This is a genomic window from Pseudomonas sp. BN102 (assembly GCF_029871245.1).
GTDB lineage: Bacteria > Pseudomonadota > Gammaproteobacteria > Pseudomonadales > Pseudomonadaceae > Metapseudomonas.
In genome coordinates this window covers 71842-94819 of record NZ_SSON01000070.1, presented here as the reverse complement: position 1 = coordinate 94819, position 22978 = coordinate 71842, and the positions used below count along the sequence as shown (strand labels likewise).

The window sequence follows — 22978 nt, the reverse complement described above, 5'->3', positions numbered from 1 at the left end:
CAAATATCAGCAAGGACCGCGAGGAGACCGGAGGAAAGGCTTTCGACAGAAAGGAACCCGGCGAGCGGACGCTCGCCGGAAGGCAGCCGCCTCAGGCGGCCGCGCGTCGCACCGTGGCCAGCAGCGCCGCGGCGCCGACGAACAGGGCAGCGAAACTGCGGTTCATCACCCGCTGCTGGCGCGGCGTGCGCAGCAGGCGCAGGACGCGGGCGGCGAGGCCGGTATAGCCGGCCATGACGATGAGGTCGACGCAGATCATGGTGACGCCCATCACCAGGTACTGCTTCACCAGCGGTGCGTGGGGGTCGATGAACTGCGGCAGCACAGCGAGCATGAAGACGATCGCCTTGGGGTTGCTGAAGTTCACCAGGAAGCCGCGCAGCACCAGGCTCAGCGGACGGCCGATGGGCCGCTCGGCGGAGTCGTTCGCAAGCTCACTGGGCAACGCCTTCCACTGCTTGACCGCCAGATAGACCAGATAGGCCACGCCAAACCACTTGATCAGGCTGAAGGCCAGGGCGGAGGCGGCGAGGATGGCGCCGACGCCGGCGGCAACGATGGCGATCTGCAGCGCCAGGCCCAGTTGCAGGCCGAGGGCATTCCAGTAGCCGCGCCAGAAGCCATACTGCAGGCCGGAAGACATGGAAGCGATGGCACCGGCACCCGGCGACAGGCTGATCACCCAACAGGCAACCAGGAAAGCGAGCCAGGTCTGGAGCGCCATGGCAGATACCTCTAAAAGCGGAAAAGGGCAGGCCGCTCAGCCTACCTCTCGGCAAAACGCCTGCCCAGTACCTTTAACGCCAACGGCGCACGGACTTCTGGAAGAACAGGCTATTGGGAACCTGCACCACCGCCCCGTGATTGCCTTCGCTGAGGTCCTCGAGGGTGGTGTAGAACAGGTTGATGGCAATCACCCTGCCCTTCACGCCGGGCTTGTCGGCGCTTTCGACCACTTCCACCTGATCGCCCATGCGGAACGGCCCGAGGGAGAAGATCAGCACCGCGCAGAACATGTTGGAGAGCACGCTCCAGATGGCGAAGAAGGCTACCGCCGCCACCGCGGTGAAGCCGGTCAGCGCGGCCCAGAGCACCTCGGCCGAAACGCCGAAGCGTTCCAGCACCAGCATGAAGGCGCTGCCGAGGATCATCCAGCGCAGCAGCCCGCGCAGGGGCATCAGCAACTCCTGGGGCAGCTGCGGGTAGCGTTGACCGAGGCGGGAGATGCCGCGGGTGACGATCCGCTGCACCAGCCAGGCCAGCAGCAGGATCAGCAGAACCTGCGCAGCGCGGATCAACGGCTCGCTCCAGGCGGTCAAGAGTTGCAGGTCATCCATCAATCCGCGGCCTCCAGTTGCCGCTGCAGCTCCTCCAGGCTTTCCAGGGCCAGGAGCCAGGCCTCTTCCAGTTCAGCCTCGCGGGCCTTCAGGCGCGCCTGCTCAGCCAGCAGGTCGCGCAGTTCGTCCTTGCGCGCCGCCTCGTAGAGCGCGGAATCGCCCAGGCGGGTTTCGACCTTGGCCAGTTGCTCATGCAGTTTGCCCAGGTCCTTTTCCAGCTTCTCGGCTTCGCGCTTGTGCGGGGCCAGTTGCTGGCGCAGCGCGGCGGCGGCCTGGCGCTGGGCGCGCTTGTCGGTCTTGTCAGAGCTCACCGGCGCACTTGCCACCGGGGCCTGACGCGCGCGGAAATCCACCAGCCAGCGGGCGTAGTCGTCGAGATCGCCATCGAAGACCTGCACGCGACCGTCGGCCACCAGCAGGAATTCGTCGGTGGTGCTCTTCAGCAGGTGCCGATCGTGGGACACCACCACCACAGCGCCGGAGAATTCCTGCAGCGCCATGGTCAGCGCCAGGCGCATTTCCAGGTCGAGGTGGTTGGTCGGTTCGTCGAGCAGCAACAGGTTGGGCTTCTGCCAGGCGATCAGGGCCAGGGCCAAGCGCGCCTTCTCGCCACCGGAGAAGTTCAGCACCGGCTCGTCGCAGCGATCGCCACGGAAGTCGAAGCCGCCTATGAAGTCGCGCAGGGTTTGCTCGCGTTCGCTCGGCGCCAGCCGCTGCAGGTGCAGCAAAGGACTGGCCTTGGGATCCAGGGAGTCGAGCTGGTGCTGGGCGAAGTAGCCGATGGCGAGGTTTTCGCCGCAGCCCAGTTCGCCGGCGAGCAGCCCCAGGTCACCGGACAGGGTCTTGATCAGGGTCGACTTGCCGGCGCCGTTGGGGCCCAGCAGGCCGATGCGCGCACCGGGCACCAGCTGCATCTTGAGCTTCTCCAGTACCGTCTTGTCGCCATAGCCCAGACGCGCTTCGGAGAGATTGAGCAACGGACTGGAGATCTTGTCCGACTCGCGGAAGCTGAAATCGAAGGGTGAATCGATATGCGCCGGTGCCAGCTCCTCGAGGCGCTCCAGAGCCTTGATCCGGCTCTGTGCCTGGCGCGCCTTGGTGGCCTGCGCCTTGAAGCGGGCGATGAACTTTTCCATGTGCGCGCGCTGCGCTTGCTGCTTTTCGTACGCCTGCTGCTGCTGCGCCAGGCGTTCGGCGCGGGTGCGCTCGAAGGCCGAGTAGCCGCCGCGGTAGAGGGTCAGCTTGCGTTGCTCCAGGTGCACCACGTGATCGACCACCGCATCGAGGAAGTCGCGGTCGTGGGAGATCAGCAGCAAGGTGCCGGGGTAGCCCTTGAGCCACTCCTCCAGCCAGAGGATCGCGTCAAGGTCGAGGTGGTTGGTCGGTTCGTCGAGCAGCAGCAACTCGGACGGGCACATCAGCGCCTGGGCCAGGTTGAGGCGCATCCGCCAGCCGCCGGAGAAGTCGCCGACACGGCGATCCATCTGCTCGCTGGTGAAGCCGAGGCCGGCCAGCAGCTTTCGCGCGCGGGCGTCTGCCGTGTAGCCGTCGGCACTGTCCAGCTCGCTGTGCAGGCGGGCGATGGCGGTGCCGTCGTGGCTCGCTTCGGCAGCGGCCAGGTCGCGCTGTACCTGGCGCAGGTGCTGGTCGCCATCGAGTACGTAGTCCACGGCCAGGCGCTCCAGGTTGTCCACTTCCTGGCGCATGTGGGCGATGCGCCAGTCGGCGGGCAGCTGGCAGTCACCGGCATCCGGCCCCAGCTCGCCACGCAGCAGGGCGAACAGGCTGGACTTGCCGGCACCGTTGGCGCCGATGAGGCCGGCCCTCTGGCCGGCGTGCAGGGTCAGTTCAGCGCTTTCTAGCAGGCGCTGCGGACCACGCTGTAGAGTGAGATTTTGCAGTCGGATCATGATGGCGGCGGAGTTTATCAGCTTCGCCGCCCCACCGCCCGGGGAGCACCATGCCTTCAGACCTGTGGACCTTTGCCCTGCGCCTCTATGCCCAGCCCGGCGTGGAGCAAGCCTGCCTGCGCCTGCAAGCGGGCGGCGCCGACGTCTGCCTGCTGCTCTGCGCCTGCTGGCTGGGTCGACGCGGCACAGCCTTCGCGGCGACGCGGGCGGACACCCTGAAAGAACTTTGCGAGCCCTGGCAGGAACAGGTGGTAAAGCCCCTGCGTTCGCTGCGGCAGGCCTGGCGCACGCAGGCGCAAGTCGACCCGGCCCTGGCCGGGCTGAGGGAGCGGATCAAGGCAATCGAACTGGACGCCGAGCGCGAGCTGCTGGCGCGGCTTGAGCAGGTAGCCGCCGGCTGGCCCGGAGACGAAGCGGAGCAGTTGCAGGACTGGCTCCAGGGCTGCGCCCCGAGGCCGGAGGGATTGGACCGCGACGCGCTGGATCTGCTGCGCGCCGCGGCCCTGGCGCCTTAGTTCGACTGCGAGGTCGGTGCGGCGCTGTTGCTGGCCGGAGCCACGCTGGCGACCGGAGCGGCGGCGGGTACCGCCGGAGCGGCCGGAGCAGCGCCGGTAGCCGACTTGACGGCTGCAGCCAAGTTCACCGGAGTACCGGCCGGCTTGGCTGCAACGGGCTTGGCCGGAGTAGCGGCGGGCTTGGCGGCGGTGGGCTTGGCCGGGGCTTTCTTCACCGCGGGCTTGGCAGCCGGTTTTGCAGCGGGCTTGGCGGCGGCGGTCGCTGCCGGTTTCGCCGCAGGTTTGGCTGCCGGCTTGGCGGCGGGCTTGGCGGCGGCCTTGGCTGCAGGTTTCACAGCAGGCTTGGCTGCAGCTTTAGCAGCGGGTTTGGCTGCAGCGGTCCTGGCTGCTGGCTTCGCAGCCGGTTTAGCAGCAGGTTTGGCGGCGGCCTTGGCAACCGGCTTCGCAGCAGGCTTGGCTGCGGCTTTTGCGGCGGGCTTGGCGGCGGGTTTCGCTGCGGGCTTGGCAGCAGCAGGTTTGGCCGCGGCCTTGGCAACCGGCTTCACAGCAGGCTTGGCTGCGGCTTTAGCGGCGGGCCTGGCGGCCGGTTTGGCTGCAGCTTTAGCGGCGGGCTTGGCCGCTGCGACTTTGGCGACCGGCTTGGCGGCAGGTTTCGCAGCGGGCTTGGCAGCTGCGGCCGGTTTGGCGGCGCGGGTGGTCAAGGCCTTGCTGGCGGCTTCACGCACTTTGCCGACGCCCTGGGCGAGCTTCAGGCTCTCCTGGGAGTCACGCTTGAGCTGCGCGATATAGGCTCGGGTTTCGGCCTGGCGATTCTTCACGGTGTCCAGCAGCGACTCGAGTTCGCCGATGCTGTCCTTGGCCTTGGCTTGCGCCTTGGCTTTGCCGGCCTTGGCCGCGTCCTGCAGCTTGACGCGTGCAGCGTGGAGTTTGTCCTGGGCCTTGCCACGCTGTTTCTCCAGCTTGGCCAGCAATTTTTCGGCGTCGACCGCTGCTTGCGTGCAGGCGTTTTCAAGGTGTTCGATGAGGCTGTTGGAAAGCTGTTGCAGCAGATGCAGCGGGGTGCTTACGGGCTTCTTCTTGGCCGACATGGTATGCCTCCTGGCGGGCGTTATTTGGCCCATACTAGTCGCCTGTTTCGCGAGTCGCCAGAGGCCGCGCCATTCAGCCCGCCAAGGCCTTGCGACTATTTGCCCGAAGCCCATTGCGCAATGCGCTCCTACCTCGAAAAAAACGAGGCCGGGAACAGACTTCGCACCAACCGCTGCACGGCGCCGCAAAGGCTCTGGAATCGGGGATGCGGCCACATCGCGCATCCCGGAATCCGGCGCCGGGCAGGAACTCCATCAGGCCGGTTGCGAAGCCTCACCCTGATGGGCGTTGTGCAGCACTTCGATCAGGCAGTCTTCCAGCTCGAAGCGTTCGTGAAGCAGCTGACCAAGATTCGTCAGTTCGCTGGTCAGGCAGATATCACGGCAGTCGCCGTTGTCGCAGCGGTCGTTGAAGGCCAGTGCAACTTCGGTGATGGCTTCGATGCGAGGATAGATTTGCTTGGCGAGGTCGAGGCCGCGTTGGTCGCCAAACGCTTTCGCCTCGTTGAGCAATTGCTCGTAGACCTCGAAGTGCCCTGCGGACACGTAGTCCAGCAGGACCTCACAAAACCTTTGCAGCCCTTCTGCGTTGGCACTGGGGGCCTGGGGCTTCTCGTTCAGCGAACTGTAGACCCGGATCAGCTCTTGGCGTTCCTGCAGCCAGCGGTCGATCAACTGGTGCACGCCACCCCAACGTTCCTGAGCGTTCTGGCAACTTTCGAGCATGGTGACGACCTCACTTCCCTAATTCGGTAATGCCGTTTATACGTCTGCTCCGAGACGGTTTTTTGTCGACCGGTGCAAGATCTTGGGAAGGCGCCGCAAAAACGGCAATATTCCGGCGGCGCGTGCGGGCCAGAGTATGCCCGCCGGGGCAGTGCCATCAAGGCGCTGGCAGGAAAAAATTCATACGAGCGTTTAATCGATAGGCCGCGGCCGGTCTGGCCGTAGGTCTGGGGAGTGCGCGCCCCATTGGCGCAACGGGAAAAGTCCCGGAGAGGACCGGGACCCGGCCTGCCAAGGAGCGCATGGAAGCCCCATGCGCCCCGCGCGCTCAAGCGCGGCGCAGCAGCTGATAGAGCGCGAAGAGGATGCAGCCGGCGAAGGCCAGCAGGCTCCATTCGGGGATGCTCATGCCGAACAGGGTCCAGGTCACCTCCGCGCAATCGGCAGTGCCGTGGAGCATGAGCTTGACGATGTCCTGGAAGGGCAAGGCTTCCATCATGTAGTCGAGGCTCGGCAGGCAGGCCGGCAACTGGTCGGCGGGCACGCTCTGCAACCACACCTGGCGGCCGGCGGTAGCGGCGCCGCCCGCGGCGAACAACAGCGCCAGCGCAGCGTAGACGCGGCGGCCGACGCGTTCCGGGCCGTGCATGGCGGCGATCAGGCAGACGATGCCGAACGCGATGACGAAGACGCGCTGGACGATGCACAGGGGGCAGGGCTCGAGGCCGAGGGCATGCTCGAGATACAGCACCCCCCCCATGATTGCGACGCAGGCGAGGAAGGCGAGCAGGAAGAGCGAACGCGGGCTGGCCAGGGACATGGCGGCTCCGATGGGTTATCAGGAAGGGCGTTACGGTAGTGGAAAGGACCCTGAGCTTTCAAGGCGGCCGTCTAGGATGGAAGGGGTTGCCTATCTGGAGAAGAACGCCATGCGCCGGCTGCTTGTGCTTTCCCTCTTCATGTTGCCCTGGCTGGCCAACGCCGCCCTGCCACTGGATCGCATCAAACTGCCCGAAGGCTTCCGAATCAGCCTGGTGAGCGACGAAGTGCCCAATGCCCGGGAGATGACCTGGGGCGATCGCGGCACACTGTTCGTCGGCAGCAATGCGGCCGGCAAGGTCTACGCCCTGGACACCGCCAGTGGAAAGGTCCGCACCATCGCCAGCGACCTGCAGCTTCCCGTGGGCGTCGCCTACAAGGAAGGTGATCTTTTCATTTCGGCAGTCAGCCGAATCCTGCGCCTGCGCGACATAGAGTCGCAACTGGATTCGCCGCCCAAACCCGAGGTGGTCTACGCCGGCTTTCCGCGAAAGACCCACCACGGCTGGAAGTTCATTGCCTTCGGTCCCGACGGCAAGCTTTACGTACCGGTAGGCGCGCCGTGCAACCTCTGTGACGAGGACCCTGACCTTTACGCCGCCATCCACCGCATGAACCCCGACGGCAGCGGCCTTGAGCTGGTGGCGCGGGGCGTGCGCAACACCGTGGGCTTCGATTGGCACCCGCGGACCGGCGAGCTCTGGTTCAGCGACAACGGCCGCGACCTGATGGGCGACGATGTGCCGGACTGCGAGCTGAATCGCCTGACGAAACCCGGCGAGCATTTCGGCTTCCCCTACTGCCATGCCGGCGACGTGACGGACCCGAAATTTTCCCAACGCCCCTGCAGCGAATTCGTGGCCCCGGTGGCCAAGCTTGGCCCCCATGTGGCGCCGCTGGGCCTGCGCTTCTACACCGGCAGCCAGTTTCCCGCGGATTACCGCAACAACCTGTTCATCGCCGAGCACGGCTCCTGGGACCGCAGCGAGAAGATCGGCTACCGCATCAAGCGGGTCGAACTGAATGAGGACGGCAGCCTGAAACGCCAGAGCGTGTTCGCCGAGGGCTGGCTCGAGGACGGCGATGTCTGGGGACGGCCAGCGGACGTGCTGGTGACGCCGGACGGCGCATTGCTGGTGAGCGATGACTACGCCGGCGCCATCTACCGCATCGACTACGTGGGGCGTTAGGCGAAGCCAGCCGTAGGGTGCGCTGTGCGCACCGGCGATTCCGCACAAAGGCCTCGGTGCGCATGGCGCACCCTACAGCCCGGCTACGAAAAAGGCCCTGGGATTTCCCGGGCCCTCTTCTGTCAGGCGATCTTCTCGGCTGGCAAGGGCAAGGCCGGCAGGCGTTGGTCGAGCAGACCCAGGCCTTCCTGGAACAGCTGGTTGCTGCGTTCGACCTCGCCCAGCTGCGCCAGCAGGCGCGCCAGTTCCGCACAGGTCTCGGGGTCGCGGCGGAAGCTCAGGCTGCTCTCGAAGTATTCGCGCGCCTTGCCCCAGAGACGGTTGCGCAGGCACAGGCGACCGAGGGTGAGGAGCAGCGTGGCGTCGCTGGCGTGTTCCTTCAACCAGCCCTCGGCGGTTTGCAGCTGGCGTGTCGGATCGCTCCCCCGTAGCTGACCATAGAGCCGCACCAGGGCGTCGTCGTAGCCACGCTTGATGGCGCCCCGCACGGCCTCTTCGGCTTCCTGCTCGGCGCCCAGGCGGCGCAGCTGTTCGGCGAAGGCGAGCACCAGCCGCGGCTCGTTGCGCTGGGCGCTGGAGAGTTGCTGCCAGGCTCGAGTCAGCGGTTGCAGGGCGGTTTCGCCTTCGTTCAGACCTTCCTCGCCGGCCTGGTGCAGCCGAGCGCTCCAGGCGCGCAATTCCAGTTCGGCCAGCCGGCTTTCCGGCAGCGCCTTCTCCTTGCGCAGGACGGGCAACAGGCCCACCAGAGATGCCCAATCGCCGCGCACCTCGTGCAGGTGCAGCATCTGCCGCAACACCTGGTGGTGGCGCGGGTGACGCTCATGCACGGCCTTCAGGGTTTCCAGCGCGGCCTCCGATTCACCACGGTCCAGCTGCAATTCGGCATGGGCCAGGGCGATGGCCAGCTCGGCCTGGGGCTGGCGCTCCAGGGCACGCTCCAGCAACTGCTCGGCCTCTTCGTGCTGGCCGATCTTCTGTGCCGCGCGGGCGGCGCCCAGGTAGTAGATCAGCGGTTGCGGGTCGTTCTCGGCGGCGCGCTTGAGATGACGCAGGGCGCGGGCCCAGCGCCCTTCGGCCAAATCCAGCAGGCCCTGCTCGGAAGCCAGGCGTGCACGGCGGCGGGCGTTACGTCGCGACCAGGGATTGACCACGCCGCCGGAGACCACCACCAGCCGCAGCAGGTAGCGCAGGCCGACGAACAGCAGCCAGAGCACCGCCAGCAGCGCCAGGGTGGCCCAGAGGGTGGACTCGTAGCGGAAGCCCTTGTACGCCACCAGCACGTAGCCCTTGTGCTGGGCCACGGCCATGCCTAGCAGGGTGGCGGCCGCGCCTATCACCAGGAGGATCAGCAGGACCTTCAGTAGACGCTTCATTGGCCGGCCTCCTTGGCCGGCTCGGTGGCGGCCGGCTCCTCGACTTCAGCGGCGGCCGCGCCCGGACTGCGCTGCAGGTAGGCCTGCAGGGCGGTCAGCGCCGGTGCGAGATCGGGCGCCTGCACCTCGACCGGCTTGCCGGCGAGTTCGTCGATGCGTACCAGCAGCGCGCGGCTGTCGGGGTTCTCCTGGTTGAAGTGGCCTTGCAACACGTCGCGAGCCTGGCGCAGGGACTGCTGGTAGACCTGGGTCTGGCCATGCAGCGCGCCCCATTGCGCCTGCTCCAGGGCAAGCGAGAGCGCCAGGCGGACCCGGGACAGGTTCTGGCCGGACAGCAGCGGCTTGATGTCCTGGTCGGCATTCAACTGGATGCGGAAGTAGTGCGAGAGCTTTTCCAGCCACTCGGACCAGCGACTGCGGCCATCGCCTTCGGCGGCCATGTCAAGCAGCACACCACCCTTGTCCTCGAAGGCCGGCACCAGCGGATTGAGCTGGGTGGCCTGCTCGCGCAGGGCGCCCAGTTGCAGGAACAGGCCAGTGCGGTCCGGTTGCTCGGTGGTGCGCAGGGCCACCAGGCTCTTCGCCAGCTGCTCACGGGCGGCGTAGGCCGCGGGATCGTCCTGCTCGCGAAGGATGTCGTCGGCGGCCTGCACCAGCGCGGTGGCGCTGTAGATATCCTGCAGCGCCGAGAGGCGCAGGCTGGCCAGGCGCAGCAGGTGCTCGGCCTCGGCCAGGCGCCAGTCCTTGCGGCTGGCGCCAAGTATGGTTTCCAGGCGCTGGCGCAGTTGCTGCTGGTCGCCCTGGAGGTCGGTCAGCAGGCGGCGGCGCTCATCCAGCTCGGCGGCGCTGGGCAGTTCGGCCAGGCGCGCGGTGAGTAGCTGCTCGCGCTGGGCCAGGGCGCGGGTCTGGCCGCGGGCATCCTCGACCATGTTGAGCTGCTGCTGGTCACGGGTCTCCAGGCTGCGCACCTGCCAGAGGCCCCAGCCACCCACGGCGACCCCGGCGGCCCCCACCAGCAGGGCGAGCGCGGCCAGGCCATTGCCCCGTGAGGCAGGCGCGGAACTGGCAGGGGTGGCGGGTTCGGCGGCTACAGTGTGTTGCTCTTGTTTCGGGGAGTCTACTTCGCTCACGTATCCATCCTTCGCATCAAGGGGCCGGCGCGGGATACAGCTCGAGCGCCGCCAGCAAGGCCGCGGCATTCGCGCCACGGCAATCCACAACATTCTTGGCGCCCGCGGCGATGGCCTGCTCGGCTACCCGCGGGCTGGGCACGAACAGGTGCAGGCGGGCCAGTTCGGGCCAGGCTTGCCCGGCCAGGCGCAGGAGGTTCTCCAGGCCCTGACCACTGCTGACCACCAGGCCGTTCAGGCGTCCCGCCTCGACCGTGCGCGCCACGGTGCCCGCCGGGTAGTCCGGCAGGCAGCGTCTGTAGAGTTCCAGATAGTCGACCGCGACACCTTGGCCGCGCAAGCGCTCGGCAAGGAATTCTCGGCCACCCTCGCCGCGCATGATCAGCACTTTGGGGTCGTGCACGGTCAGGGCCTCGGCCAGTTGCGGCAGCTCAAGCAGGGCTTCGCTGTCGTCACCGGCTGCCGGCCAGAAGGTGGACAGGCCGTAGTCTTCGAGCAAGGCGCCGGTGGCCGCGCCAACGCTGAACCAGCGCTGTTCGGCCGGAGGCTGCGGCCAGTAGCGATCGAGCAGGTCGAGGCCAAGGCGCGCCGCCGGCTTGCTGACCACCACCACGGCGCAATAGCGATCGAGGTCGAAGACGATCGCGCGCTGCTCCGGCGTTTCCGCGATGGGTTCGATGGCCAGCAGCGGCAGGCTGCTGCTGTAGACCTGCTGTTCGGCCAGGGTCGCGGCGAGGGCTTCGCACTCCTCGGCCGGGCGCGTCAGCAGCAACCGCCATTCCGTCACGGGTGACCGGCCTCGCCATAGACGGCCTTGAGGATCTCCTCGGCGCCTTGTTCCAGCAATTCGTCAGCGACCTTGACGCCGAGGGCCTCGGCGTCGACAGCGGCGGCGCGAGCTTCGGCGCGAAGCAGCTGGCCGCCATCGGGCTGGCCGACAAGGCCGCGCAGCCAGAGCTGGTCGCCTTCGAGCACGGCGTAGCAGGCGATGGGCACCTGGCAGCCGCCGTTGAGGCGCTTGTTCAAGGCGCGCTCGGCGGTGACCCGCAGGGCGGTGTCCTGGTGGTGCAGCGGCGCCAGCAAGCCATGGATTTCGCTGTCGCCTGTGCGGCATTCGATGCCCACGGCACCCTGGCCGCCAGCCGGCAGGCTGTCTTCGACACTGATGGAAGAGCGGATGCGATCCTCGAAGCCAAGGCGGATCAGGCCGGCGGCAGCGAGGATGATGGCGTCGTACTCACCGGCATCCAGCTTGGCCAGGCGGGTGTTCACGTTGCCGCGCAGGAACTGGATTTTCAGGTCCTGCCGGCGGGCCAGCAGCTGGGCCTGGCGACGCAGACTGGAGGTGCCGACCACGCTGCCGGAAGGCAGAGCGTCGAGGCTGTCGAAGCGGTTGGAGACAAAGGCATCGCGCGGATCTTCACGCTCGCAGATGCAATAGAGGCCGAGCCCTTCGGGGAAGTCCATTGGCACGTCCTTCATGGAGTGCACGGCAATATCGGCCTCGTTCTCCAGCAGGGCGGTTTCCAGCTCCTTCACGAACAGGCCCTTGCCGCCGATCTTCGCCAGGGGCGCATCGAGCAGCTTGTCGCCACGGCTGACCATGGGCACCAGGCTGACCTTGAGGCCGGGGTGGGCTTGCTCCAGTCGGGCTTTGACGTATTCGGCCTGCCACAGGGCCAGGGCACTTTTGCGGGTGGCTATGCGGATCTCGCGGGACATGATCAATTCCGGAAGCGGTTATCCCGGAATCATAACAGGCCCGCGTACGGCCTGGGCGCGGGCGGTTGTCGCGGAACGACATGGGTTGTCGAAGAAACGCAACAGGCGAGGATCAGACCACCTCCAACGGCCCTGGCTGCCAACAGCGCACTACAAGTTGTTCATCAACTTGCGCACGCCGGCAACATGGCGGCGGCTAACCGTCAGGGCCTCCCCGTTCATGCCCTTGAGGTAGAGCTGGAAGTGTCCCAGCGGGGTGCGCTGCAGGCGCTCAATCCGTTCCCGCGCCACCAGGGCGTTGCGGTGGATGCGCACGAAGCGGTCGCCGAATTCGTCTTCCAGCGCTTTCAGGGGCTCGTCCAGCAGGACCTCACCGTGCTCATGGCGCAGGGTCACGTACTTGTGGTCGGCGATGAAGAAGATCACCTGGTCCAGGGGGATCAGCTCGATGCCTTTCCGGGTGCGTGCGCTGATGTGACTTCGGGGACCGCTCCCGCTGACCGCGGCAGGACGGGTCAGCGCAGCGAGTTGCACACGGTTAGGTCGCTCGGCCTTCTTCAGCGCCTCGGCCAGGGATTCGGAGCGCACCGGCTTGACCAGATAGCCCACGGCGCTGACCTGGAAGGCCTCGAGGGCGAACTCGTCGTGGGCCGTGCAGAAGATCACCGCCGGCGGCGCCTCGCGCTCGCAGAGCCTGGCGGCCACCTGCAGGCCATCCAGACCAGGCATGCGAATGTCCAGCAGGACCACATCCGGCTTGAGGCTGTCGATCAGGGTGAGTGCCTCCTCGCCATTGCTGGCGGCAGGCTCCAGGACACGGTACCCCTCGAGGTCGCCGACCAGACGGCTGAGGCGCTCGCGGGCTAGGGGTTCATCGTCGACGATCAGGACATTCATATCGCACGGGCTTCCTGCGTGAGTCTCGCACAAGGATAGCGTAGACAGGTGAAGTGGCGGCCGTCACGGCGCTCCACGCTGAGACTTGCCCGCGGCCCGAAAAGTGCCGTCAGGCGGGCGTCGATATTGCGTAGAGCCTGCTGGGTACCACGCGAGGGCGACTGCCCCTGGACCTCTTCGTAAGGGTTGCTCACGCAGAGGCGGAACATGCCGTCTCGATAATCCGCTTCGATTCGTACCAGCCCCCCCTCGATGCGCGGCTGGATGCCATGGATCAGGGCGTTCTCCAGCAAGGGCTGCAGCGTCAACTGGGGGATGGGCAGATCTTCCGGAACTTCATCCACCTGCCAATCCAACTGTAGCCGTTCTCCGAGACGATATTGCTCGATCGAGAGATATCGTTTCGCCAGTTCCAGTTCCTCGCCCCAATCGACCAGGGTGCCGGGCTTGGCCAGGCTGGCGCGGAAGATGTCGGAAAGGTCGAGCACGGCCTGTTCGGCCTTGTCCGGGTCGATCACCACCAGGCTGGCGATGCTGTTCAGGCTGTTGAAGAGAAAATGCGGGCGGATGCGTGCCTGCAGGGATTCGATGCGCGCCCGAAGTTCGGCCTGCTGCTGTTTGCGCCACTGGCTCTGCAGGTAGAAGTAGCGCAGCAGCAGCGCCGACATGATCAGGCTGATCAGCCCATGGCGCAGGTAGAGGTTGACCTCGCCATCGCGCGGCAGCGGTCCGCCGAGGTTGAAGTAGTCGGCCAAGGCGGTGCCCGCCAGGGTCAGGCCCACCACCAGGGCGCAGCAGAGGCCGCCGGCAATTGCCGCACGCAGGCGCGCCAATAGTGGCCGCAGCTGGCACAGCAAGGCGGCCGAGAGCAGCACTATCCATTGCACGAAGAGCGACGTCAGGGCCAAGCGCACCCAGTTGAAGCTTGGCAGCATGGGCTCGGCCAGCACCAGCACCAGCACCAGCAGCTCGGCCAGCAGCACCAGCCCGAGCAGGGCCTCGGGCAGGCAGAGCTCGGGCAGGAAGAAGTCGTCGTTGACGGTTCTGGAACGCGCTTTCTTTTTCAGGCGCTTCTGCATCCCGGACATATCCCCAATAGCCCGGCAGGCGGCGAGCCAGGGTCGCCGGGCAAAAGCCTGTACTGAACCATCAAACCCACGGCGCGTCCTTGAAGGTCCCGGCAATCTGCCCCATCCCCGACCGGACAGGCCGCGCCGGTTTTTCCGGCAACACTGTTATTATCGACGGTATTTTCCGGCCCATCGGCTTTCTTTCACCTTTGCACCGAGTGAACCCATGAGCACCGACAAGACCAACCAGTCCTGGGGTGGCCGCTTCAGCGAGCCCGTCGACGCCTTCGTCGCCCGTTTCACCGCGTCCGTAGACTTCGACAAGCGCCTGTATCGCCACGACATCATGGGCTCCATCGCCCACGCCACCATGCTGGCACAGGTCGGCGTGCTCAGCGATGCGGAACGCGATGCCATCATCGACGGCCTGAAACAGATCCAGGGCGAGATCGAGGCCAGCAGCTTCGGCTGGCGCGTGGACCTGGAAGACGTGCACATGAACATCGAGGCGCGCCTGACCGACCGCATCGGCGTCACCGGCAAGAAGCTGCACACCGGGCGTAGCCGCAACGACCAGGTGGCCACCGACATCCGCCTCTGGCTGCGCGACGAGATCGACACCATCCTCGGCGAGATCACCCGACTGCAGCAGGGCCTGCTTGAACAGGCCGAACGTGAAGCGGACACCATCATGCCCGGCTTCACCCACCTGCAGACCGCCCAACCGGTGACCTTCGGCCACCACCTGCTGGCCTGGTTCGAGATGCTCAGCCGCGACCACGAGCGCCTGGTGGATTGCCGCAAGCGGGTCAACCGCATGCCGCTGGGCTCAGCCGCCCTGGCCGGCACCACCTACCCCATCCAGCGCGAGATCACCTGCCAGCTGCTCGGTTTCGACGCCGTTGGCGGCAACTCCCTGGACGGCGTGTCCGACCGAGACTTCGCCATCGAATTCTGCGCCGCCGCTGCCCTGGCGATGATGCACCTGTCGCGCTTCTCCGAAGAGCTGGTGCTCTGGACCAGCGCCCAGTTCCAGTTCATCGACCTGCCCGACCGCTTCTGCACCGGCTCCTCGATCATGCCGCAGAAGAAGAACCCCGACGTGCCCGAGCTGGTGCGCGGCAAGTCCGGTCGGGTGTTCGGCGCCCTCACCGGCCTGCTGACCCTGATGAAGGGCCAGCCGCTGGCCTACAACAAGGACAACCAGGAAGACAAGGAACCGCTGTTCGACGCCGCCGATACCCTGCGCGACAGCCTGCGCGCCTTCGCCGACATGGTTCCGGCCATCAAGCCCAAGCGCGAGATCATGCGCGAGGCGGCCCGCCGCGGCTTCTCCACCGCCACCGACCTCGCCGACTACCTGGTGCGCAAGGGCCTGCCCTTCCGCGACTGCCACGAAATCGTCGGTCACGCGGTGAAGTACGGCGTGGACAACGGCAAGGACCTGGCCGAGATGAGCCTCGAGGAACTGCGCAAGTTCAGCGACCAGATCGGCGACGACGTATTCGCCGTGCTGACCCTGGAAGGCTCGGTCAACGCCCGCGACCACATCGGCGGCACCGCACCGAACCAGGTGCGCGCCGCCGTGGCACGCGGCAAGGCCCTGCTCGCCGCACGCTGAGACACCCGCACTGGGCGGACCGGCCACTGCCGTTCCGTGCTCCGCCGTCCTGGCGGAGCACGCGACCACGCAGAAAATGCCGACATCCGCCCTGTACGCCAGCGATCCCGCTGGGAAAGCAGGCATATCCTGCTTGCTCTGAACCAATCTGCAGTTGCCAGGGTGCCCCCGGGGCGGGTCCAGGCATGGCACACTCCCGCCATCGCAAACCGGGAATCCGCCATGACCGACGACATTGATGACGGCGAAGAATCCTTCGCCGAAGCCACCCTGATCCAGGCCATCGAAAACCAGATCGAGGCCGACAGCCCGCCCGCCGCCCGCGCCACCTTCAACAAGCTGAGCCTGGTGGGTTACGAGCGCGAGGAAATCCTTCAGCTGATGGCCCTGGTGCTGGCCTACGAGATAGACGCCATGCTCAAGGCCGATCGGCCCTTCGATGGCGAATGGTACGAAAAGGCCTTGCGGGCGCTGCCGGACCTGCCGGAAGATCAGGCCTGACCTCGCCTACACTCCCATGACTCCGGCCGGCATCCGCCGACCTCCGCAGTACGACAAGAACAAGGAGCGACCATGGTCTTCACCCCCGAACTCATTGCTGAATTCGAACTGCTGGCCCTGTTCAACCTGGACAACACCCAGGAGGGCATCAAGGTCCACAACAGCGCCAATCCCAAGGCTCAGGCCGCGGTGATGCGACTGCACCAGAAAGGCCTGATCACCCAGGCCGACGGCGGCTACCTGACCAGCCTCGGTCTCGACGCCGCCGAACACGTCCAGGCCCTGCGCACCATCCTCCAACCCGAACCCGCCTGACCCCGCGCCGCTCAAGACGGCAACATCGCGGGCGATACAATGCGGAGGCCTGCCGGCAGTGAACACTGCCGGTCTGGCCACCAGCATCGGGACAAGAACAGAGCATGACGCGCACCCAGGAAATCCGCCCGGACATTGACGACGGCATCGACCGCAAGGTCCTCGCGCAGCTGCGCGCACGCTTTCTCAAGGTCAACGACGGCCGCCTGTCCCGCGCCATGCAGGCGCTTTCAACGCGCCAGCAGCTGGTACTCCGGCTGTTGCCGCTGCTCTTCCACGTCAACCACCCCCTGCTGCCCGGTTACGTCTCCGGCACCACACCCGCCGGGGTCGCCGCCTTCGAACCGGACGAGGAACTGCTGGCCGAGGCCCAGCGGCTGACACGTTCCTTCGCCTACAAGACGCGCCGCGGTCCGCAACCGCAACCGATCCACGGCCTGTTCCTGATGGGCAGCCTGGGCACCATCGCCCAGGCCGAACAGAGCGACATGGACATCTGGGTCTGCCATGCGCCGGAACTGGACGCCGCCGCCATCGCCGAACTGCAGCGCAAGTGCAGCGCGCTCGAGGAATGGGCCGCCAGCCAGGGTACCGAGGCGCACTTCTTCCTGATCGACCCCGCCCGATTCACCCAGGGCGATCGCGAAGCGCGGCTGACCTCCGACGATTGCGGCACCACCCAGCACTACCTGCTGCTGGACGAGTTCTACCGCACCGCCATCTGGCTCGCCGGGCGTACCCCGCTCTGGTGGCTGGTGCCGGTGTACGAGGAGACGCGCTACGTCGAGTACAGCCAGACCCTGCTGTCCAAGCGCTTCATCCGCGCCGAGGAAGTGCTCGACCTCGGCCACTTGGCGCACATCCCGCCCGGCGAGTTCATCGGCGCCAGCATGTGGCAGCTGTTCAAGGGCATCGAGTCGCCCTACAAGTCGGTGCTCAAACTGCTCCTCACTGAGGTCTACGCCAGCGAGCACCCGCAGGTGGCCTGTCTGTCGCTGCGCTTCAAGGAAGCGGTCTACGCCAACCGTCTCGACCTCGACGAGCTGGACCCCTACATGGTGGTCTACCGCCGCCTCGAGGAGTATTTGCTCGGCCGCGGCGAACCGGAACGCCTGGAGCTGATCCGCCGCTGCCTCTACCTCAAGGTCAACAAGAAGCTCAGCCGGCCACCGCGCAATCGCAACAAGAGCTGGCAGCGCCTGTTGCTGGAGCGCCTGACCGCCAACTGGAACTGGCAACAGCGCCAGCTGGCGATGCTCGACAGCCGCAGCCAGTGGAAGGTGCGCCAGGTGCTCGCCGAGCGCCGCGCCCTGGTCAACGAGCTGACCTACAGCTACCGCTTCCTCTCCCAGTTCGCCCGCAGCGAACAGGCCAGCGGCACGCTCAGCCGCCGCGACCTGGGCATACTCGGCCGGCGTCTTTACGCCGCATTCGAGCGCAAGGCCGGCAAGGTGGAATTCATCAACCCGGGGATAGCCCCGGATATCGCCGAAGACACTCTCACCCTGGTGCAATGCCCCAGCCCGGAGGCCAGGGACGAAACCCAGTGGGCGCTTTTCGCCGGTAGCCTGAACGCACTGGAATGGCAGGACTTCGCCCCGCTCAAGCGCAGCCGCGAGCTGGTCGCCCTGCTCGCCTGGTGCCACCGCAACGGCGTGATCGACGCCGGCACCCGCCTCTCGCTGCATCCAGGCAGCAGCGACCTGACCGAGTTCGAACTGACCAACCTGCTGGCCAGCCTGCAGCAGGCATTCCCCCAGCCCCATGGCCAGGTGGACGAAAACGCCCTGCTGCACGCCGCGGTGCCGACCGAGGTGCTGTTGCTGGTGAACGTCGGCATCGACCCGTTGAAGCAGCACAGCCAGAAGAATCTCCACCTGACCACCGATCGCACCGACGTCCTCGGTTATTCCGGGTTGCGCGACAACCTGGTGCTGACTATCGACCAGGTGACCCTGAACAGCTGGAACGAGTTGCTGGTTAGCCGCTTCGAGGGGCTCGATGCCCTGCTCGGCTGCCTGCGCGACTACCTCAACGGCCTGCCCGCCGACAGCGCCCAGCCGGGCCTGCGGGTGCGCTGCTTCTGCCGCAACCGTGCCCAGGCCATCGGCCAGCGGGTGGAAGAGCTGTTCACCGACGCGCAGAAGCTGCTCGGCGCCGCCGGCGTGCCGCGCTTCCTGCTGCAGATCCAGCAGCGCTTCCACGTCTTGCAACTGCAGCCGGGCCAGGTTCGCCATGTCGGCCTGGCTGACCTGCCGGCCCTGGTGGATCACCTGGGCCGCGACCTGCCGGGCTACAGCCCGCTGCAACTGGATCGCCACGCCCTGGAAGACCAGGACCTGGCACTGATCCTGCCCCTGGGCAGGCCCGACTGCATACAGGTGTTCTACCGCCAGGATGGCGACAGCGCCGAGATCAGCCTGCTGGACGAGCACAATGCGCTCTGGCGCCAGCACCTGCCCTTCCGCGACGAGCAGAGCCTGCTGACGCCGCTGCATCGCTTCCTGCAGTCGCTGCTCTACCGACGCAACGCCCAGCTACCGCTGGACAGCCCCCAACTGCCGCCAGCGCCGGAGATCTTCTACTACGAAGTGGTGCATCAGGGCCGCCAGCTCGAGCGCCGGATCGCGCCCACCGCGGCGGTAAGCCATCCCTTCTACGATGTACAGGCCATTGTCGAGCCAGCCGAGCAGGGCATGGTGCACGTCACCCTCTACTGCAATCACCAGGAGTTTTCCGGGCTGGAATACGGCGCGGGGGTGTTTGCCGCGGTAGCCAGGCACATCCTCGCCCAGCGCCGCGAAGCGGAGCGCTACCCCTGTTACATCACCGACCTCGACCTGACTCGGGTCCCGGGCAAGGGGCAGGCACAGACGGTCCACTACCTGCGCTACAAGGTGGAGCTGGAAGAACGGCTGAATCGGGCCCTGCAGGACGGCTGAGCCGGCTCTTCCGTGGGGGCGAATTCATTCGCCAAGGGTGGCGTAGCCGCCCCACACAATTCTCGAAGGGCGAACCTGCGATCCGCTTGGCGATTGAAATCGCCCCTACGACAGCAGAGCCCGACAGGACTGAGCCGGCGGGGCGGCGAGGAGGGATCAGCGGGCGTAGTCGCCGGCTGCTTCGGGCTGGTACTCGACGGCCAGCAGGGTCAGCTGGAGGGTCTTGCCGCCGGGAACCGGCCAGTCGATGTGCTGGCCGACGGACAGGCCGAGCAGCGCGCTGCCCACCGGAGCGAGGATCGAGACCTTGCCGTCGCCGCCCGCGTCCTCCGGGTAGACCAGGGTCAGGTGGTAATCCTTGCCGCTGCCTTCTTCGCGGCAGTGCACGCGGGAGTTCATGGTCACCACGCCCGGCGGCACCTCCTCGTGGCCGACCACCTGGGCGCGCGCCAGCTCCCTCTCCAGTGCCTCGGCACCGGGGCCGAACTCCTCCAGGCTATCGAGAAGGCGCTCGAGGCGCTGCAGGTCGAGACGAGTGATGGTGATGGTCGGCTGGTTGTTCATGGCGAAGGCAATACTCCTTGTACGTGACTCGAAAAAAGCGAAACCCCGCCCGAAGGCGGGGTTTCAGAATACGTCTGGCTGGACAACTTGTCCGGATGCCCGACAGTACGTCAGGGTGGCGGCGATTGGCAAGACCGCCCGGTCAGCCGGGCATCGGCCGCCGCCGTTGCTGGGCGGCGGTGCAGATCTCGCGGCGGCGCGGGTCACTGGCCTGGTTCCACTCGCAGATTTCCGCCAGGGTTCGACCACAGCCTACGCAGACGTCGGTATCGTCCAGACAGCAACGTCGGACGCAAGGCGACGGGTGGCGTGCCGCAGGCGCGCTGTCAGAGCTCGTCGAACTCAAGGTCTTCGCCCGCCTGTTCGCGGGTCACGCGGCTAAGCAGCTCGCCCAGGGGCTCGTCGCTGCTGTCGCAGATCCAGCGGCCGCTGGCTTCGTCGTAGTCGAAATGGAAGCCCCCCGAGCGCGCCGCCACCCAGAGCTGGCGCAGCGGCTCCTGGCGGCTGAGGATCACCTGGCTGCCGTTCTCGAAGCGCACGGTGAGCACGCCGGCGCTGTTCTCCAGGTCAATGTCCAGGTCACTGTCATCGAATGCGTCTTCCACCTGCTCCTGGACGGCATCGACCAGGTCGTGGAATCGGGCTTCGCTCAAACTCATCGGGGTTTACCTCAGGGCATAGGGTGTGAAGGGCGACGGTACTCGCCGAGGCTCTGTCCGGTCCAGCGACGGAAGGCGCGGGCCAGGGAGCCAGGCTCGCTGAAACCGACCAGGAAGGCGATATCGGCCAGTTCCCGGGCCGGATCGCGCAGATAGTGCAGCACCAGCTGCTGGCGAGTCTCGTCCACCAGTTGGCTGAAGGATAACCCGGCATCGCGCAGGCGGCGCTGCAAGGTTCTCGGGCTGAGGGCAAGGGCCTCGGAAAGCCGCTCCAGGTCCGGCCCCTCGGCGGCCAGTTGGGCAGCCAGCGACTCGCGGGCGCGATCGAGGACGCTATGGCCCTGGCGTAACTTTCCGAGCAGGCGCTCGGCATAGGCATCGAACAGGCGGCGGACCTCGGCGTCGGCCTGGCCGAGCGGCGTCGACAGCAGGCGCCGGGGAAAGACCAGGGCGTTGTCCACCTGGTTGAACGATACCGGGCAGCGGAAGATGCGCTGATGCTCCGAGACGTCCGCCGGCGCCGGATGCTGGAAGCGCACCTCGGTGGGCGGGATGTCCAGTCCGGTTATCCAGCGCCCGAAAGTCACCCAGCCGGCCAGGGTCTCCTCCGCCAGCAGGGCCCGCTGCTGCGGCAAAAGCGGCTGCCAGCTGTGCGCCACCTGCGGCTCCAGGCCTTCGCGCACGGGTTCGTCGGCCAGCTCCACGCGGCCGAGGTCTCCCACTAGCGACGCATAGCGCGCCTGTCGATGGAGGGCGTCGGCCAGGGTGGCGCAGCTCATCAGCAGGTAACCCAGCACACCGTAGTAGCCGGGCCGCACGGCCTCGCCCAGGTGCAGGCCGAGCTGCGGGTCGCCGGACAGGCGCGCGGCCTCGCCGAGTAGGTCCAGGTAGGCGCTGGCGGCAATCCGCTGGTCGCGCTGGGCGAGGATGGCCGGGGTCAGCTGCACATGCCCGAGCAGCTCGGCCGGGGCCACGCCGATCTGCCCAAGGTGCTCCACCAGTCCCTGCAGATAGGCGATCGAGACGGAGCCGGCAAGGGATGCGCCGATGTCCATGGGATCTCCTTTTTCCAGGGGCCAATGCTAGCCCCGCGCAGGCCCGCAGGCCACGCCGGACGGGAATTCCGCCGAATAGGCAAGGCGTCGGGGGGTCGGTATACTCCGGAACAATTCACGTTTTCTGCAAGGATTCCGTCATGAAGCGACTCCACGCCCCCTTCGTCGCCCTGCTCGCCGTCGCCTGTCTGCTGGCCGGCTGCGGCCAGAAAGGCCCGCTTTATCTGCCGGACGACGAAAAAGCAGCGAAAGAACACCAGAAAGACGTGTACATCCGCTGACCGGGAGAGTCGCCATGGACGCTTTCACTTACCGCGACGGTGAGCTGTTCGCGGAAGGCGTGGCGCTGTCCGATATCGCCGCCCGGTTCGGCACGCCTACCTACGTCTATTCCCGAGCCCATATAGAGGCCCAGTACCAGGCCTATGCCGACGCCCTCGCCGGTGCGCCGGGCATGGTCTGCTACGCGGTCAAGGCCAACTCCAACCTCGGCGTGCTGAACCTGCTGGCGCGCCAGGGTGCGGGCTTCGACATCGTCTCCAGCGGTGAGCTGGAGCGCGTGCTGGCTGCGGGCGGCGATGCCTCGCGCATCGTCTTCTCCGGCGTCGGCAAGAGCCGCGACGACATGCGCCGCGCCCTGGAGGCCGGCGTGCACTGCTTCAACGTCGAGTCGCGCAACGAGCTGGAACGCCTGCAGAACGTGGCCGCGGCCATGGAAGTGAAGGCCCCGGTGTCCCTGCGGGTGAACCCCGACGTGGATGCCGGCACCCATCCCTACATCGCCACCGGCCTCAAGGAAAACAAGTTCGGCATCGCCATCGACGAAGCGGAAGCCGTCTATGCCCATGCCTCCACCCTGCCGAACCTGGACGTGATCGGCGTCGACTGCCACATCGGCTCCCAGCTCACCAGCCTGGAGCCTTTCCTCGACGCCCTCGACCGCCTGCTGGCGCTGATCGACCGCCTCAAAGCGCGCGGCATCGCGATCCGCCACCTCGACCTCGGCGGCGGCCTCGGCGTGCGCTACCGCGACGAGCAGCCGCCGCTGCCCGGCGACTACATCCAGGCCGTGCGTCAGCGCATCCAGGGCCGCAACCTGGCGCTGCTGTTCGAGCCCGGTCGCTCGATAGTCGCCAACGCCGGCGTGCTCCTGACCCAGGTGGAATACCTCAAGCACACTGAACACAAGGATTTCGCCGTGATCGACGCGGCCATGAACGACCTGATCCGACCGGCGCTCTACGAGGCCTGGATGGACGTGGTGCCGGTGCAGCCCCATACCGGCGAAGAACGTACCTACGACCTGGTCGGCCCGATCTGCGAAACTGGCGATTTCCTCGCCCGCGAACGCACGCTGGTGCTGGCCGAGGGCGATCTGCTGGCGATACGTTCCGCCGGCGCCTACGGTTTCGTTATGAGCTCCAACTACAACACCCGCGGCCGCGCCGCCGAAGTGCTGGTGGACGGCGAGCAGGCCTTCGAGGTCCGCCGCCGCGAAACGATCGAAGACCTTTACGCCGGCGAAAGCCTGCTGCCGCAGTGAG

The 22978-nt window shown here is 66.7% G+C and carries 24 protein-coding genes; 8 read left to right on the top strand and 16 right to left on the bottom strand.

The genetic code is table 11. The annotated features are described in order from the left end of the window. Positions 1–91: 91 nt before the first annotated feature. The 3 genes from rhtB to E8F12_RS16675 form a co-directional block, all read right to left on the bottom strand. Positions 92–724, bottom strand: coding sequence for a homoserine/homoserine lactone efflux protein (gene rhtB / locus E8F12_RS16685; RefSeq protein ID WP_280326332.1), 633 nt, complete (start codon positions 722–724; stop codon positions 92–94). A 73-nt stretch (positions 725–797) separates the two neighbouring features. After that, on the bottom strand, positions 798–1337 hold the full coding sequence (locus E8F12_RS16680) for a mechanosensitive ion channel family protein (RefSeq protein WP_280326331.1): 540 nt from the start codon (positions 1335–1337) through the stop codon (positions 798–800). After that, entirely contained in the window at positions 1337–3247 is a 1911-nt protein-coding gene (locus E8F12_RS16675; RefSeq protein ID WP_280326330.1) for an ATP-binding cassette domain-containing protein, read from the bottom strand. The genes E8F12_RS16680 and E8F12_RS16675 overlap by 1 nt, the downstream gene beginning before the upstream one ends. 50 nt (positions 3248–3297) lie before the next feature. Here E8F12_RS16675 and E8F12_RS16670 point away from each other — a divergent pair, with 50 nt between their 5' ends. Continuing rightward, positions 3298–3762 carry a TIGR02444 family protein gene (locus tag E8F12_RS16670; protein ID WP_280326329.1) on the top strand — a complete coding sequence of 155 codons (465 nt, stop codon included), beginning with the start codon at positions 3298–3300 and terminating at the stop codon, positions 3760–3762. Here the strand turns inward: E8F12_RS16670 and E8F12_RS16665 are convergent. The 3 genes from E8F12_RS16665 to E8F12_RS16655 form a co-directional block, all read right to left on the bottom strand. Then, complete coding sequence (locus tag E8F12_RS16665) at positions 3759–4850, bottom strand: AlgP family protein (RefSeq protein WP_280326518.1); 1092 nt, start codon at positions 4848–4850, stop codon at positions 3759–3761. The genes E8F12_RS16670 and E8F12_RS16665 overlap by 4 nt on opposite strands. Before the next feature lie 255 nt (positions 4851–5105). Next, the gene (rsd, locus tag E8F12_RS16660) at positions 5106–5576 is read right to left on the bottom strand and encodes a sigma D regulator (protein WP_280289659.1); all 471 of its coding nucleotides are present in this window, start codon (positions 5574–5576) and stop codon (positions 5106–5108) included. A 328-nt stretch (positions 5577–5904) separates the two neighbouring features. Beyond that, positions 5905–6396, bottom strand: a complete 492-nt coding sequence (locus E8F12_RS16655; RefSeq protein WP_280326328.1) for a disulfide bond formation protein B — start codon at positions 6394–6396, stop codon at positions 5905–5907. Positions 6397–6505: 109 nt separating this feature from the next. On the opposite strand from E8F12_RS16655, the gene E8F12_RS16650 reads away from it, so the two are divergent. Further along, positions 6506–7585 (top strand): PQQ-dependent sugar dehydrogenase, encoded by a 1080-nt coding sequence (locus E8F12_RS16650; protein ID WP_280326327.1) that lies wholly within the window; start codon positions 6506–6508, stop codon positions 7583–7585. A 122-nt stretch (positions 7586–7707) separates the two neighbouring features. Here the strand turns inward: E8F12_RS16650 and E8F12_RS16645 are convergent, their stop codons facing one another. The 6 genes from E8F12_RS16645 to E8F12_RS16620 all read right to left on the bottom strand — a co-directional run bounded on the left by E8F12_RS16645 (position 7708) and on the right by E8F12_RS16620 (position 13786). After that, positions 7708–8958 carry a heme biosynthesis HemY N-terminal domain-containing protein gene (locus E8F12_RS16645; RefSeq protein ID WP_280326326.1) on the bottom strand — a complete coding sequence of 417 codons (1251 nt, stop codon included), beginning with the start codon at positions 8956–8958 and terminating at the stop codon, positions 7708–7710. Further along, positions 8955–10088, bottom strand: a complete 1134-nt coding sequence (locus E8F12_RS16640; RefSeq protein WP_280326325.1) for a uroporphyrinogen-III C-methyltransferase — start codon at positions 10086–10088, stop codon at positions 8955–8957. The genes E8F12_RS16645 and E8F12_RS16640 overlap by 4 nt, the downstream gene beginning before the upstream one ends. A 16-nt stretch (positions 10089–10104) precedes the next feature. After that, positions 10105–10875, bottom strand: a complete 771-nt coding sequence (locus tag E8F12_RS16635) for a uroporphyrinogen-III synthase (protein ID WP_280326324.1) — start codon at positions 10873–10875, stop codon at positions 10105–10107. Beyond that, complete coding sequence (gene hemC / locus E8F12_RS16630; RefSeq protein ID WP_280326517.1) at positions 10872–11813, bottom strand: hydroxymethylbilane synthase; 942 nt, start codon at positions 11811–11813, stop codon at positions 10872–10874. The genes E8F12_RS16635 and hemC overlap by 4 nt, the downstream gene beginning before the upstream one ends. A 147-nt stretch (positions 11814–11960) precedes the next feature. Then, positions 11961–12707, bottom strand: a complete 747-nt coding sequence (locus E8F12_RS16625; RefSeq protein ID WP_151138304.1) for a LytTR family DNA-binding domain-containing protein — start codon at positions 12705–12707, stop codon at positions 11961–11963. Beyond that, positions 12704–13786 carry a sensor histidine kinase gene (locus E8F12_RS16620; RefSeq protein ID WP_280326323.1) on the bottom strand — a complete coding sequence of 361 codons (1083 nt, stop codon included), beginning with the start codon at positions 13784–13786 and terminating at the stop codon, positions 12704–12706. The genes E8F12_RS16625 and E8F12_RS16620 overlap by 4 nt, the downstream gene beginning before the upstream one ends. Before the next feature lie 217 nt (positions 13787–14003). Between E8F12_RS16620 and argH the strand changes: the two genes are divergently transcribed. The 4 genes from argH to E8F12_RS16600 all read left to right on the top strand — a co-directional run bounded on the left by argH (position 14004) and on the right by E8F12_RS16600 (position 19156). Next, a complete protein-coding gene (gene argH / locus E8F12_RS16615; protein WP_280326322.1) occupies positions 14004–15398 on the top strand; it encodes an argininosuccinate lyase in 1395 nt (464 codons plus the stop codon). 222 nt (positions 15399–15620) lie between these two features. Beyond that, positions 15621–15899, top strand: coding sequence for a hypothetical protein (locus E8F12_RS16610; RefSeq protein WP_280326321.1), 279 nt, complete (start codon positions 15621–15623; stop codon positions 15897–15899). Positions 15900–15971: 72 nt separating this feature from the next. Beyond that, positions 15972–16214: a TIGR02647 family protein gene (locus E8F12_RS16605; protein WP_280286804.1), complete on the top strand. Its 243-nt coding sequence runs from the start codon at positions 15972–15974 to the stop codon at positions 16212–16214. Positions 16215–16318: 104 nt separating this feature from the next. After that, positions 16319–19156, top strand: a complete 2838-nt coding sequence (locus E8F12_RS16600; RefSeq protein WP_280326320.1) for a class I adenylate cyclase — start codon at positions 16319–16321, stop codon at positions 19154–19156. Between the two features lie 156 nt (positions 19157–19312). Here E8F12_RS16600 and rnk read toward each other — a convergent pair whose 3' ends face one another. From rnk to E8F12_RS16580, 4 genes are all read right to left on the bottom strand, one after another. Continuing rightward, positions 19313–19720 (bottom strand): nucleoside diphosphate kinase regulator, encoded by a 408-nt coding sequence (rnk, locus tag E8F12_RS16595; protein ID WP_280326319.1) that lies wholly within the window; start codon positions 19718–19720, stop codon positions 19313–19315. A gap of 142 nt (positions 19721–19862) precedes the next feature. After that, positions 19863–20066 carry a DUF1289 domain-containing protein gene (locus E8F12_RS16590; protein WP_280326318.1) on the bottom strand — a complete coding sequence of 68 codons (204 nt, stop codon included), beginning with the start codon at positions 20064–20066 and terminating at the stop codon, positions 19863–19865. Next, positions 20047–20379 (bottom strand): iron donor protein CyaY, encoded by a 333-nt coding sequence (cyaY, locus tag E8F12_RS16585; protein ID WP_280326317.1) that lies wholly within the window; start codon positions 20377–20379, stop codon positions 20047–20049. Before cyaY ends, E8F12_RS16590 begins: the two co-directional genes overlap by 20 nt. 11 nt (positions 20380–20390) lie before the next feature. Beyond that, complete coding sequence (locus tag E8F12_RS16580; protein ID WP_280326316.1) at positions 20391–21434, bottom strand: AraC family transcriptional regulator; 1044 nt, start codon at positions 21432–21434, stop codon at positions 20391–20393. Between the two features lie 140 nt (positions 21435–21574). On the opposite strand from E8F12_RS16580, the gene E8F12_RS16575 reads away from it, so the two are divergent. Together E8F12_RS16575 and lysA are read left to right on the top strand one after the other, a co-directional pair. Beyond that, positions 21575–21715, top strand: a complete 141-nt coding sequence (locus tag E8F12_RS16575; protein ID WP_151138324.1) for a lipoprotein — start codon at positions 21575–21577, stop codon at positions 21713–21715. Positions 21716–21729: 14 nt separating this feature from the next. After that, positions 21730–22977: a diaminopimelate decarboxylase gene (gene lysA, locus E8F12_RS16570; protein WP_280326315.1), complete on the top strand. Its 1248-nt coding sequence runs from the start codon at positions 21730–21732 to the stop codon at positions 22975–22977. Position 22978: the final 1 nt, after the last annotated feature.

What these genes read in the sequence shown, in the direction of transcription:
- E8F12_RS16600 (WP_280326320.1), top strand. Translation starts at nt 16,319, where the DNA reads ATGACGCGCACCCAGGAAATCCGCCCGGACATTGACGACGGCATCGAC.
- E8F12_RS16675 (WP_280326330.1), bottom strand. Translation starts at nt 3,247, where the DNA reads ATGATCCGACTGCAAAATCTCACTCTACAGCGTGGTCCGCAGCGCCTG.
- E8F12_RS16670 (WP_280326329.1), top strand. Translation starts at nt 3,298, where the DNA reads ATGCCTTCAGACCTGTGGACCTTTGCCCTGCGCCTCTATGCCCAGCCC.
- E8F12_RS16650 (WP_280326327.1), top strand. Translation starts at nt 6,506, where the DNA reads ATGCGCCGGCTGCTTGTGCTTTCCCTCTTCATGTTGCCCTGGCTGGCC.
- E8F12_RS16680 (WP_280326331.1), bottom strand. Translation starts at nt 1,337, where the DNA reads ATGGATGACCTGCAACTCTTGACCGCCTGGAGCGAGCCGTTGATCCGC.
- E8F12_RS16610 (WP_280326321.1), top strand. Translation starts at nt 15,621, where the DNA reads ATGACCGACGACATTGATGACGGCGAAGAATCCTTCGCCGAAGCCACC.
- E8F12_RS16625 (WP_151138304.1), bottom strand. Translation starts at nt 12,707, where the DNA reads ATGAATGTCCTGATCGTCGACGATGAACCCCTAGCCCGCGAGCGCCTC.
- rnk (WP_280326319.1), bottom strand. Translation starts at nt 19,720, where the DNA reads ATGAACAACCAGCCGACCATCACCATCACTCGTCTCGACCTGCAGCGC.
- cyaY (WP_280326317.1), bottom strand. Translation starts at nt 20,379, where the DNA reads ATGAGTTTGAGCGAAGCCCGATTCCACGACCTGGTCGATGCCGTCCAG.
- argH (WP_280326322.1), top strand. Translation starts at nt 14,004, where the DNA reads ATGAGCACCGACAAGACCAACCAGTCCTGGGGTGGCCGCTTCAGCGAG.
- E8F12_RS16580 (WP_280326316.1), bottom strand. Translation starts at nt 21,434, where the DNA reads ATGGACATCGGCGCATCCCTTGCCGGCTCCGTCTCGATCGCCTATCTG.
- E8F12_RS16645 (WP_280326326.1), bottom strand. Translation starts at nt 8,958, where the DNA reads ATGAAGCGTCTACTGAAGGTCCTGCTGATCCTCCTGGTGATAGGCGCG.
- E8F12_RS16620 (WP_280326323.1), bottom strand. Translation starts at nt 13,786, where the DNA reads ATGCAGAAGCGCCTGAAAAAGAAAGCGCGTTCCAGAACCGTCAACGAC.
- rsd (WP_280289659.1), bottom strand. Translation starts at nt 5,576, where the DNA reads ATGCTCGAAAGTTGCCAGAACGCTCAGGAACGTTGGGGTGGCGTGCAC.
- E8F12_RS16665 (WP_280326518.1), bottom strand. Translation starts at nt 4,850, where the DNA reads ATGTCGGCCAAGAAGAAGCCCGTAAGCACCCCGCTGCATCTGCTGCAA.
- E8F12_RS16605 (WP_280286804.1), top strand. Translation starts at nt 15,972, where the DNA reads ATGGTCTTCACCCCCGAACTCATTGCTGAATTCGAACTGCTGGCCCTG.
- E8F12_RS16655 (WP_280326328.1), bottom strand. Translation starts at nt 6,396, where the DNA reads ATGTCCCTGGCCAGCCCGCGTTCGCTCTTCCTGCTCGCCTTCCTCGCC.
- E8F12_RS16575 (WP_151138324.1), top strand. Translation starts at nt 21,575, where the DNA reads ATGAAGCGACTCCACGCCCCCTTCGTCGCCCTGCTCGCCGTCGCCTGT.
- lysA (WP_280326315.1), top strand. Translation starts at nt 21,730, where the DNA reads ATGGACGCTTTCACTTACCGCGACGGTGAGCTGTTCGCGGAAGGCGTG.
- rhtB (WP_280326332.1), bottom strand. Translation starts at nt 724, where the DNA reads ATGGCGCTCCAGACCTGGCTCGCTTTCCTGGTTGCCTGTTGGGTGATC.